Source organism: Cysteiniphilum sp. JM-1, from assembly GCF_008711525.1.
Lineage (GTDB): Bacteria > Pseudomonadota > Gammaproteobacteria > Francisellales > Francisellaceae > Caedibacter.
In genome coordinates this window covers 124452-137392 of record NZ_VXKS01000002.1, presented here as the reverse complement: position 1 = coordinate 137392, position 12941 = coordinate 124452, and the positions used below count along the sequence as shown (strand labels likewise).

The 12941-nt window shown below is 34.7% G+C and carries 5 protein-coding genes; 3 read left to right on the top strand and 2 right to left on the bottom strand.

What is annotated here, in order from left to right; all coding sequences use genetic code 11:
- The first annotated feature begins 45 nt into the window (after positions 1-45).
- On the top strand, positions 46-1659 hold the full coding sequence (locus F3D68_RS01315) for a PAS domain-containing sensor histidine kinase (RefSeq protein WP_151192731.1): 1614 nt from the start codon (positions 46-48) through the stop codon (positions 1657-1659).
- 196 nt (positions 1660-1855) lie between these two features.
- A complete protein-coding gene (locus tag F3D68_RS01310; protein ID WP_151192730.1) occupies positions 1856-3760 on the top strand; it encodes a hypothetical protein in 1905 nt (634 codons plus the stop codon).
- A 10-nt stretch (positions 3761-3770) separates the two neighbouring features.
- Here F3D68_RS01310 and F3D68_RS01305 read toward each other — a convergent pair whose 3' ends face one another.
- A complete protein-coding gene (locus F3D68_RS01305; RefSeq protein ID WP_151192729.1) occupies positions 3771-5327 on the bottom strand; it encodes an ATP-binding protein in 1557 nt (518 codons plus the stop codon).
- 232 nt (positions 5328-5559) lie between these two features.
- Positions 5560-8316, bottom strand: coding sequence for a hypothetical protein (locus F3D68_RS01300; protein ID WP_151192728.1), 2757 nt, complete (start codon positions 8314-8316; stop codon positions 5560-5562).
- Positions 8317-8779: 463 nt separating this feature from the next.
- Here F3D68_RS01300 and F3D68_RS01295 point away from each other — a divergent pair, with 463 nt between their 5' ends.
- Complete coding sequence (locus tag F3D68_RS01295; RefSeq protein WP_151192727.1) at positions 8780-12811, top strand: hypothetical protein; 4032 nt, start codon at positions 8780-8782, stop codon at positions 12809-12811.
- Positions 12812-12941 lie beyond the last annotated feature (130 nt).

Sequence of the window (12941 nt, the reverse complement as noted above, 5' to 3'; positions counted from 1 at the left end):
TTGGCTGAGCATAGTCGAAGCCATATTTGCCATTGAGGTTGATATATGACTACAGAAATAGATAGTTCGCTAAGAAATAGGATCCAACAACTGGAAGAAGATAATGCCAAATTGATGGCGGAGAGTTCCCTATTAAGACAGGTTATTGATCAAGTGGATGTGCGCATCTACTGGAAAAGTGCCGATGGAGATATTCTGGGAACTAATAGGAAAAATGTTGAAATATTATTGGGACAAGAATGTTCTGCAGAGTCGATTATTGGCAAGTCTGAAATGGATTTTGAGCATACGAATAAGTATACTTCAGAGATTATAGAAAACGACAAAAAAGTATTACAAAGTGGTGGCGTAATAGAATTTGAGGAAGAATATCCTGATTCAGCGGGGAATGTCTTAGTATTTTTATCAAAAAAAAGCTGCTTAAAAGATTATGCCGGCAAAGTCATTGGAGTGGTAGCTGTATCTGTTGATATTACTAAGCAAAAACATGCAGAAGCGCAACTCAAATATGGAAATGAAAAGCTTGGTATGGAACTGAGTCAATCAAATAACATACTTCAGCAGTTGATTGATCAGATTCCTGCAAATGTTTTCTGGAAAGATCTTGATGGGTATTATCTAGGTTGTAATGCATCAATGGCAGCAGTGGTGGGTATGTCGGTAAGTGAGATTATTGGTAAAAAAGATACTGAAATCAACTGGGGTATGTATGGTGAGTCTCTTGCTATAAATGATAAAAAAGCGTTGTTTTCTTATGGAGTTCTACAGATAGAGGAAACAATAATCAGACAAGAACAAGATCAGAAAGAGTTTATTTATTTAAGTTCAAAATCTCCATTGAAGAGTACGGATGGTGGCTGTTGTGGTGTTATAGGGATCGCAATTGATATCACCGATCGCAAACAAAAAGAAGAAGCTTTAGCAACTAAAACGGTTGAGTTAGAGGCTGAAAAAGTAAGGATTCAAGAGTTTATACATAACTTTCATCATGATTTGCGGACGCCTATTACTGGTGTATTGTCTAATTTAGCACTTTTGAAAACCCACTCTGCTAAGATCAAAGATGATCAGTTTCATCGGAGTTTAGCGCTTGTATCAGAAGGGATATATGCTGTTTCTGAGATGACAGAGCAGCTATATCGCTACTCCAAAGACCTTACTCAGGTCAATGCTTGTGACGGTGTAACGATTGATATTGAGAAATTAGTACAACAAGAGTTAAATCTCGCGATGGTATCGATTGGGAGCCGTCACATTGTACTGGATCATTTCTTCATGCCCAAGCATATCCCTAGACTCAAGGGGGACTATATACGGCTAATGCAAATATTACGTAATCTGTTGTCAAACTCAGTCAAATATACGTTTGAAGGTAAAATTGAGGTTATTGTTCAAATACTTAAACCGCTTAAGGAAGGTGTTTTGCTAAGAATTACAGTTGCTGATACGGGAGCGGGCATTGCCAAAGAGGATAAAGAACGCATATTTGAGATAGGTTTTCGTGCTGAAAAGCATCGCAAGAGTGCTGTACATGGTACAGGGTTTGGCTTAGCTTTAGTCAAGCAAAATCTTGAAGCTTTAAATGGCACGTTTGGCGTAACGAGCGTATTGGGGCAGGGCACAGAAATATGGGTAGATATTCCCCTTAAACTTGCGTGATCAAATAAATATATATCCATCGTAAATCATTTATAGCGCTTTTTCCTTTGCTTCTTTTACGCTTTGGGCTAAAGATAGCTAAGCCTAGCCCATAAATGATGCATTTGACACACTCTTATACATAGTGACTATATTTTTAAAGCCCTAAATTGATTAGTGTTTTGGATAGTCAAAATCATAACAAAGTGTGGTTAAAATGTCTGCCATAAGTAAACTGTCATCCAGTAGTGCCATTATTTTCAAGCTATCAGCTTTAATGATATTAGCACCATTGCTACTAGGTTGTAAGTCTTCTGGTAATGGTATTGACTTTAACCCCGAGTCTCAGGGCAGTAATAACCCGTCATTGAAACAAAAAGAGCGTGAACTTCAGCATGTTGAGTATAAAATTGCAGCAGCTTATAACAGACTCAATGAGATGGACGAGCAAATGCATCATAAGCAATCACAATTGGAAATACTTGATCAATTAGCTCAACAACAGAATGTTCGCTTGAATCAACAAAATATTTCATTAGCTCTTTTAAATATCGACTTACGGCAAAAAGAAGAGTCGGTATTGGCGTACAGCGAGAAACTTGAAGACAAAGCCAATCAGCTAAACCAATATGAAGTAAATCTTGCAGACGTCATGCTCGAAGTTGATACAAAGCAGCAAAGGTTACAAACAATAATGGATCAGATTAGTCTGAAACAGCAGGAGCTTGAGCAAAAAAATAATCAGTTAAGTCAATATCAAACAACGCTAGTTGAGTTAACCAGAGCGTTGGATACCAAACAACAGTCGTATATTGCTATAAATGAGGAGATAGACTTAAAGCAATGCGAACTTTCAAACATAAACGATGATATTATTTCAAATCGTCAGTTATTAGCTCAAAAAAATACCTTGCTTTCAGAGTATGATGACAGCATAACGCTTAAAAATAATAGAATCGATGAACTTGACACTCAAACGATAGTTAAAAGGAAAGATTTGCTTGAAATGGATCGTCAGTTGCAAAGAAAACAGGAACAGATATTGCACCAGTCACAACAGCTATTTGCACCTAATGAGCAGATGACAGATCAGATAATGATCGAAAATATTAATGTTAAAGAATTTTCGGATAAGATCTTACAAATGATTGAGTTGTATTTTCAATTAACCAGTTCAGATAACGGTCAACTTCAAGAGCGATCATCAATAGCAAATTCAGCAGAGCCTGATGTGATGGAGACGCCATCACAACTAAATGACTTACGCACAAAGATAGTTGATGAGCTTAAGATATTTTATCAATATATCCAGCAAAATCATCAATCAGCAAACGATCATATTGAGTATGTTGATTATTTTTCATCGCACAATAATAGTTTTGCAAGTGATAGAAATACTCAAGCGTCTTATATCGATCAAGAAGAGCTTCAAGTTGAGGTGGCAGATGTTCAAGTACAGACAACGGATGACTATATTATTGAGTTAAACAAGAAGTTAGAGTTGTTATCTTTTCAAAAGACTAAATACATAGAAAGGGAGCAACAAATCAGCGATGAAAATAGACGGTTAAAGCAAGACAATAGCAATTATAAGCAGCTTAATGATGAGTTAATAACTTATAATAATGATCTGATAACCAATGTGAACAATTTATCAACAAAATTGAGTGATAATGAGCAACTATTTGAAAGAAAAGATAATGAGTTAGAAGGTCTCGAAACCAGATATGATGCCTTGAAACAAAATGCTGACGCTGTGAAAAAGGCTAGTCGCATTATTGAGCAAAATCTTGAGAATGCGCTATATAAAATTATAAAACTTGAAAGTAAAGTTTCTTTATTAAAAGATGAACTTAGCATCACAAAACAAGTCTATCAAGACGAACTAGAAGCATTTGCCTATAAGGAAATCGAATATAATGAAAAAATCAAACAACTATCACAGCAGTCACCTCAGCAAATAATGCTTAGTGATAGTAACAGATTTAAAGATAGTATTTTTAGCTCTTGCTATCGCAATAGTATTTATGAGTCCTTATATAAACAGCGTAATCGTTCCGAAAGCATGATCATCAATGATCGTAGTTTATCAAATCCTAAGAAACGATTAAGTTATGAATAACACTCAACAGTTAAACCTTAACAACCTCAAAGCCATTAACGGTACGTTGATGATGATCAAATGAAATACCAACTTGATATATCGGCAGCTTAAGATGAGTGAATTTCAGGGCATAGTTTTTATCCATGATTTGCTGCAAAGCTTTTTGTGAGAGATCTTCACCATTGCTCACTTTAAACTCAAAAATAATCACCTTGTTGTTTGGAATGATAATCGACATATCAATACGTCCTTCAGAGGTGTGATCTTCGAGTTTAACCTCATAGCCAAGTGCTGCGAAATAGCTATAAATAATCGCGCAATAATACCCTTCATAACGGCTTAGTGGCGTATTAGCATAATAATCATAAGGGATGCTGCTATAAAAGCTTTGAATGGCTTTTTTAAATTGCTGCCAGTCATCGGTTAATAAAGCGCGATTAATCGCGAGCTGATTAGCGGTAGCGTCTTCTTGTGTGATGCCGATTTTAGTAAGCTGTCTATTTAAAGCCGTTTTGACTTCAAAGTTAGGATAACCCAAGCGATACCAGAGATCTTGACCAAAGTAGAATTGCTCTTTAATCGTTAAATAACCGCTTTGTAACATCAAGGCAGCAATTGGCATATTATTAACGTCAATGCTGTTTAATGCATCAGGTGTTGCCTTATACTGCTCAAGATCAGGAATAATATCACGACGCTGACTGATAAGATTCACGAGAAAGCTGGGTGTGCCGGTTTCAAACCAATAGCTTTGGTATTGCTTATTTCTGAAAAACAACAGAATATCAAAGGGGTTATACACTTTCTGTGTTTCATTGCCTGCGAAGTTGTAGCCGTTATACCAGGTTTTGAGCTTTAGCAAATCAACATCTTTGAGATAATCAGCAAAAGTTGTTTCAAGTTCCTTTTGGGTGTAACCACATAAATCTGCGTAGCGCTGATGAAAGGAAATATCCTCGAGATTATTTAAACCACTAAATAAACTGACCTTAGAAAACTTAGAAACACCGGTTAGGAACACAAAACGCAAACAATGGTCATTGTCTTTAATTACACTATAAAGCCCTTTTAAGATCTCACGATTTCTGATTGCCTGATCAGGGTCAGTAATCACATCAAGAATGGGTTTGTCATATTCATCCACCAAAAATACAACGCGTTGTTTATGTTGTTGATAGAGGGCTTTAATCAGTTGATCAAGTTGTAGGTCATAATGCGCACTGGTATCCAGCTCAATGCCATAGTGTTTGGCATGATCACTTAACTCGCGCGCGATCCATTGTAACAATGACTCCTCAGAAAACACCGCTTTAGAACGCCCAAAGCTCAGATGAATCACTGGAAATGTCTCGTCAAAATTCCATTTATCTGCAATATATAGGCCTTTAAAAAGTTCACGCTTACCAAGAAATAATTGCTTCAACGTATCAAGCGTCAGTGTTTTGCCAAATCGTCGTGGACGTGATAGAAAATAGTATTTGCCTTCAGCGGTGATGTCATAAAGATGTTTTGTCTTATCAACATAAAGCGTGTTGCCGCTGATCATTTCGGTTAAGCTTGAATAACCTATCGGTAAATTTTTCATGAGGTCACGGGTGCTTTAGGTCAAAGTATAATTGCTTTAAAGTCTAGCAAAGAATAGGGTGTTTAGAAATAGTGATGAACTGCATTTCTCTTCGATTGGGCTCAAGTAACGACTGGGGCTGTTGGCTGAGCGTCAGTCGAAGCCATCCATATATTATCGCTATATTTCCCTATTTCCTTTCGACTTAGCTCAGGGAACGATTGGGGCTGTTGGCTGAGTATTTAGTTGTTATCTAAAAATTTAGTTCCTTCTTAATATCATCGAGAGATGTAATGGTAATCTGACCATTTTTGATCCGCTCAGGTGAAACAGTTCGCTTTTCATTAGTGTAGTCTTGTATGACATTACTTACTAAGTCATAAAATGGGCTTTGCTTATCAAGCTGTTGGGCAAGTTGATTAAGTTTTGATGCTTGAGTTTTTTGATCCATTGTCTTTTTAATAAAATCAAAGATATTTGCGTTGTTTTCTTTACCTTCTTTTAGGTTTCGATCAATTAAAATCAATAAATTTTGGCGTTTACTTGCATCATTGCTCTGCTTATCAATTGCGTCAAATAGTTGACTTTGCCAATTTGTCATTGAAGCAGTATCTTTAATATGTTGAAGAAGATTACGCTGTAAATAATTTTTCAGAATGTCTGCTTTACGCACGATATCTTTGACAATTTCACGCTCTTGGTCTACTCGACTTAATTCATTTTGTTGCGCTTTTATTTTTAACGAGTTGAGATACTTTTCGTCCTTTAAGGCAAAGATGAAATCAGCAAGTGCCTTATTAAATGAAGTATCATTTTGTTTATCCTCTGAGATGTCCATTTTAATACCCATCGTTGCCAATCTAGCGGGTGATAATTTATTGATCATTTGCAGCAAAACATAGCGCTTATAGTCTGAAAGCTTTGACTCATCATAAAATGCCAGATGATTAATTAAATCTAAATTGGTAATTGTGTTATTAACAGTAACTCTAAAGTTGTTATATATGCTAAGAACCATATTAGCAACACCGTAATAGCTTGATAATTTAATGGCATCATTACTGCCGACTTCTGACATGCGTGGTAGCACGATCGAGCTATCTTTATATAAAACCATATAAGCATCCACAAATTTATCGAATAGTCGTGTATTATCAAAGCTATTTAGCGAGTCTAACTTAAGGTTACCAATCAGCTTGTTGTAGACTGACTTTGTAATAGGCAAATAAGCAGTTGATGTCTGATGTAAAGCATCACGCAAACCCTTTAAGAAAGAAGCTTTTAACATTTCCTCGAAATTGATGGTGTGGTTTGCATAAAAACCTTTTGCATTTTTAATAAAAGCATTGTTGCCACCTTTTGATATGACATCAATAAAAGCCTCAGAAACAATATTGACAGCTTGATTATTGTTGTTCAGATTAGCTTTTTGCTGGCTAATATCTGCAGTGCTTTGGTTATTAGATATGTTAGGAATCTTCGGTATATTAGTATTATTTGAAATCTTGGGCATGTTAGGAATTTTGGGTATATTAGCAGTATTATGAATATTGGGGATGTTAGGAATCTTCGGTATGTTGGTATTAGCTTGTGTACTTGGAATATTAGGAATATTAGGTAGCTTGGTAGTAGTAGCTTGTGTATTTGAGGTCTCAGAAATCCTTGAATCTATCTGAGTATTTTGAGACCTGATATTATTTGATATATTAGTTTCAATGGATCGTGGTGTATGATTTTGACGTGGATCGATGTGATTAATTTCAGTGTTTTGCAGATTAATATTTGAGTTATTTGAAAGCGCATGGAGTGAATCAGTGTCGATTTGATCGAGATGACTAACATGATTGCTGTTTTCTGACATTTTTCTATGACCATAATTGACTGTATCATAAGAAAATGCAGTGTGATTATTAGAAGTACTTGGGTTAGGTGTATTAAGGCTTGAGGTAATATAAGAAGCGCCATCTAAAGATGGGTTATGCGAAGTGATGCTATGATCACTACTGTCTGTATAATGCTCAATTACGTCTTCTGATACCATATTGCTACTATCGTGCGGTTGGATTAAAAAATACCTAGTTGGATTACTATTATACTCATATGTGCCAATGATAAAGTCAGGCGATTGATGTGAAATATCCGTTGTGACATTTAGTTGATCACTAAAGTAGATATCACGATGAAAGGTTTTATCCAATCTAAGTGGGGCATTGGTTGTAAACTTCAATGTCTTATACTTTATATCGTAGTGATTCATAAAAGTATCAAGCTCACTTGAAATATTAGCAATGCCAGCCTCATGAGCAAGATATTGAATCAATTGATGTCTTTGTTGTTTACTGGCATTGCCATCAAAGTCAATAAAATGGTTAAAGTGTTGTGATGTGAGGTAGGCTTCAACAGTGTGATATAGACGATTTTGATTTGCTTGATTACTTTGTTTAAGTGTTGATGCAATGCCTAGATAAAGCGATTTTTCTAATGAGTGTTGTAGATCTGCTTCTAACTGATACAAAGGATCTACAACTAAAAAGTAATTGGTATCTCCACTGCTAGATTTAATCAGATAATCATAAGGTTTGTCAGCCAATGAGATAAACTTGAAAGAGCTGACTTCCTCGCCAGCAACGGTAATGCCAATACGACATTGCTGGTTAGTTCCAGTTTTATTGGTATTTTTGATGCGTAATTTATTGCCATCTTTAGTGATTGAAACAGCTTCAAGATCACCTGTTACACGATACTGCCATGGTGTTGCCAAAGCCGCAACGCCAATACGCTGACTAGACTCAACCACAACATCAACCTGATCTTCATAGTCAAAAGGAATAATTTTCATGGTGTTCGTTAAGCTCGTAGAAACCATGTTATATGATTTGCGTCCAGTTTCTGAGGTGGGTGTAATTGCATCGCTACCACTGCCGCCACAACCTGACATACCTAATGTTAATAATAGTATGCTTTTTATGGCGTGTTTTCTTGATTTTTTAGGGGTGTTTCTTGTTGTCATTATTAAGCTCCTTATTATTACATTTTAGCCTAACTCGTTAGGATTAAGCTTCTTTGCTATTAGAGCAAAAAAATACAAATGAATTGAAAATTGTGACTGCTTAATATATGTCATTCAAAGCATTGCTATATCAATAATTTAAAAGCGCTCAAAGTGATTTTTGATGTGATTTCATCCCCAAAATCACGAAATAGATTTCTTGAATTACCGTCTTGGTGCCCATTAAAGTTTTGCACCACTTCCCTTCGACTTAGCTTAGGGAACGATTAACCCGTTGGCTGAGCGCTAGTCGAAGCCATATATTTACTGAAACACTGTGATACATTTTGTTTATTTTTCGATTCTTGTTCATTCATTTAATGCATATAAAACTGCATTCATTGATCGCTAATATGGACGCAGGTTTGATTCGTGGGGCATCCCTTATAAAGAGCAAGCTTTTAGCAAAGTTAAATAAACCAAAATGAAAGAAAAAACAATCTATATGATAAAGGAGAAACAACAAATGCTAGTCACTATTGCCAAGAAATATAAAACAATCAGCATCGTTACGATGAGTATGTTGCTAGGTGCATGCGGAGGGGGTAGTAGTGGCAATGGCGTACAGTTACCAGCACAGCACTCGCCATCGATATCACAGCCCGGTACAGGTAGTGTCTCTGAACAACTTGAAAAAGGTCAAAAAGGTCAATCTGAGTTGAAAGATAATGGCGATGTTAATGTTAACGATGCTAATACTATAGTTATGCCTCGAAGTGAAGGAAATAAAAGTGTAAATGAAAAAAGCCCTTCGATCAATTTGCCAAGTATTCAGAACTTTGTGACTGATACAAATGATGTAAAAGTACTAACTGATAACTTCGGCAAGCGATATGCTGTTGAATTTGACTTAGATAAATCTATTAAAGCAGAAGATTTACAATTGGTTATTAAGATTGAAGCGGGCGACAATGTTTCTGCCGTACAAGTTCATAGTGATAAGGTCTTTAAATTGGGTGGCGGGTTATACAGGCTTAGTGTTGATGAGCGTGATCAAGCAAGTTATGAAGCAGGCTTTGAATTACATTTGAACCCTGAGCTGATTAAGACGCCAGGATTATTTAAAGTATTGGTATCTGTTAGTGTGTTGTATAAGGGGGAAAAAATTGGAGCGGAACAGGTTCATTTATTAAATGCAGTTTCACTAGAGAATCAACTGATTAAGCTGACAGATATTAGTCAATACAGCAATCAGTTTGATTTAAATGGTTTTAGCAAGATGTATAGTGGCAATATCTTTTCACATTCGATTAACCTTGAACTACCAATTTCAAAAAAATTAGTCCCAGATGGTGTTGATGATAAAAAAAATCAAAAGTATCAGGTAGAAGAGAAGTTAGAATATAAAACTACCATCCTTGGTTACAAGATGGATTCTCCTTTTTATGCGCCTTTGTTGATTCCAGAGTATGGTGATGCATATGGCATGAAAGACAGTATAAAAGGTAATTTAGATCAGCCATTGCTTTTTAAACTGAGTGTTGATGAATCTGATTACTATTTTGCAGTACAACAAAAAGTAAGTGATGATAATAAGTTTAATCTTAAATTTGAATATGCCTTAGACTCAATTTTGAAAGATCAAGGCATTCCAACTATTGACGAGATTCAATACACTCAAAAATCGCAAGTAAACTTTCATGGTGAAGAAAGCAGCTCACTGAAACTAGTCAGTATAACTAAAGACCAGCAAGAAGATAATAAAGTGCAGTTAGATAAAGATAATCTAATTGCTGCTGAGCTTCAAAATATAAAAGTTAATGGTAGCAGCATTTCTGGTCGTGTATATTTTATTGGAATGCTTTTAGAGAGAAATGATTTTGATGAATTACGATATCAGTTGTTAGGTTTACAACGTCAGCATGCTGAAAAGCTCAAAAAAATTCTAAGAGACGCGGAGAATGCTGAGCTAGAGGATGGCAAAGCCTTTAGCTCAATCTATGAAAATAAAAGTAGCAGAGAAAAAATGGAGAATTTTCAGCAGCATGATAATGATGATAGCGTAAAACTTAATGTTATTTTAAAGAGATTAATCGAAAAGAATAAAAGCATGAGTATTGCAATAAATGCTTTTGAGAAAATGATTGCAGCTGAGGGCGGCGTTGATATCTTTACGAATAGGATAAAAGCAGAGAAAAAAGGTATTAAAGAGAATAAAGAAAACAAATCTAAGCGTATTTTAGAATCTTATAAAAACAGGGCAGAAGCATCTAAAAAACATCAACATAAGGTTGAAGAGTCTAAACTAGCTGATGTTGAGAAAATGATTGACTCTGTTCTAAATGAGGCTGAAGTTGATAAAGGTAATATTTATATCAGAGAATATGTGAAATCAGAATTATCATCATCTATGAATGATCCAAAATATCGAAATCAAGAAAAAAATAGCATATTTTTTAAAGAAGAATATAATAATAATACTTCTGAAATCAAAAATATATTTCAAGATTATAAAAGTCTTCGATCACTAGCTGAAAGCTTTTGGATCATTGAAGAAAAATTGAAAGATACTAGTTGTTCTGTAAAGAATTTTAAGCTCCGTGAAGGGGAATTAGCTCGTGAATTAAATGATAAGAGAGGCTCTTTGAAAAGAATCAAAGACAAGGATGAAAAAAAGGATGAAAAAAATGCATTACTGAATTCAATTGTCGAAATTAAGTCTTTAGTTTCACAAATACAGCACTCGCTTGATAAAGCCACTAAAGATGTTAGGCATTTAGAGCATCTTTATTCAGAGAAAAAGCAAGAAATTATAGCTAGTTTAGCTGACCTAGGTCATAATGAAAAAGCTTCTACTATTGATCAGCTTTTTGTACAAAGAAATAATCTACTCAAGATGGGAGATGAAATTCAACAGAATAATTTAGACTGTTTACGTAATAAAGATATTGCTAAAATTAATGATGTATTGAATCGCAGAAAGGCTGTTGCTGAAGAATTATCTCGTATCGATACTCAATTATTAAGCAAATCACACAAAAAGCCTCACTTTCTAGTCGAGAGTAATGGTCAAAGTTCAAAAGAAAAAGGCGAATATAGATCACAGTTAACGCAAGAATATCAAAAAAATCAAGCGATTTTATTAGAGAAACGAAACAAAATAACGAATGCTGAGGAAAACAAAGATATTTATGATTTTATTTCTGTAAATAAACGTCTTGTTGCTGAAAAGAGCAAAAAAGCTGAAAAGATAAAAAAAGCTAAAGAGAGAGAAGAAGCTAAAAAGAGTCAAATAGCTGAAAAGAGAAAAAAGGCTGAGGACATAAGCAATAGCCTACTCGAGCCAAGAATATTGGAGCGTGAAAATCAAGTTAACAATAAAACACTTATACGTTCAATTGAAAGATCACATAATCGCGTAATTTCATCAGATAATCTAAATCATGAGCTTGTCGATAGAAATCAAATAGAAGAGAATATTGATAAGAGTGATGGCAATCATTCACTAAAAAATAAAACTTCTACTCATGAATCACCTGGTGATAAAATAAACAATATATTGGAAGAGGCAAAAAAAAGAATAATTGCACAAATAACAGACAATAAGAAGGATATCGAAAACGAGGAATATCAATCAGATTTTATGAAACTTTTGGATAATGCCAGTAAAGATATTGATAGTATGCTTAGTAAGTGGAAAACTCACTTCACTGATCAATTGAAGTCATTTGGTATTGATAATGGCGACAAAGCAGTAAATTATGTTGTTAAATTTGTGCTTGATAATTATTCAATAGAAGAAATATATGGAAAGATTGATGGTCTGAATAGCAAGTATCGAACTAGTTTTAAAAACGCTGATGAAAAAATAATAACTGATACTACCGGTATGAATAATGCAGATCATAGTAATGATAATTTAACCAATATTGACGATAAGAAGGGGATTCTTTTATCTGAAACTAATAATAAACAGAATAGCGAGCTTCCTTTTGATTCAAATATAAACGATTCTATTAGTAGAAACCTCGTCGATGATAATAAAAACCAAAAAAATAATAACATTTCTAAAACGCTAAGTGCTATCAGAGACAAAAGAAGTAGTAAAACAAGTTCGCGAAAAAACTCTGATGATAAAAATATTGTAAATCCAGAATTTAGTTTCGGTAAAAATGATAATACCTATAACAATCAGAACTTATCTAACGCCAAGCTAAGTCCAGATAATGATAGTGCAAGCATGAAAAATAAAACTGATCTAACAAATAATATCATTATAAATCAGAGTATTAATAAGTTGTCAGCAAGAAATAGTAGATCAAGTTCGCCAAAAGAAGTTTTACAAATCAATGACGGAAAAAAACATAAGTTTATAGATTTTAATCCTAATCAAGGTAATGAAAAGAAATACGTTACAAGAAATAATAGTTCATCAAGTGTATTAGCTAAATCTAGCGGGAATAAAGATAGTAATAATTCTTTTAAGCCAAAAGATATGTCATCTGATAAAAAGTGATGAACAAAAGTAAAACGGGGCGCGGCTCTAATTTTGAGCGTTAGTTCCTAACGCTTTTAAATCAGATGCTACGCAAACTCTTTACACTCAAACATTGCGACCCATTGACCTGCTTTAAAAACTCAAATTT

What these genes read in the sequence shown, in the direction of transcription:
- F3D68_RS01315 (WP_151192731.1), top strand. Translation starts at nt 46, where the DNA reads ATGACTACAGAAATAGATAGTTCGCTAAGAAATAGGATCCAACAACTG.
- F3D68_RS01295 (WP_151192727.1), top strand. Translation starts at nt 8,780, where the DNA reads ATGAAAGAAAAAACAATCTATATGATAAAGGAGAAACAACAAATGCTA.
- F3D68_RS01305 (WP_151192729.1), bottom strand. Translation starts at nt 5,327, where the DNA reads ATGAAAAATTTACCGATAGGTTATTCAAGCTTAACCGAAATGATCAGC.
- F3D68_RS01310 (WP_151192730.1), top strand. Translation starts at nt 1,856, where the DNA reads ATGTCTGCCATAAGTAAACTGTCATCCAGTAGTGCCATTATTTTCAAG.
- F3D68_RS01300 (WP_151192728.1), bottom strand. Translation starts at nt 8,316, where the DNA reads ATGACAACAAGAAACACCCCTAAAAAATCAAGAAAACACGCCATAAAA.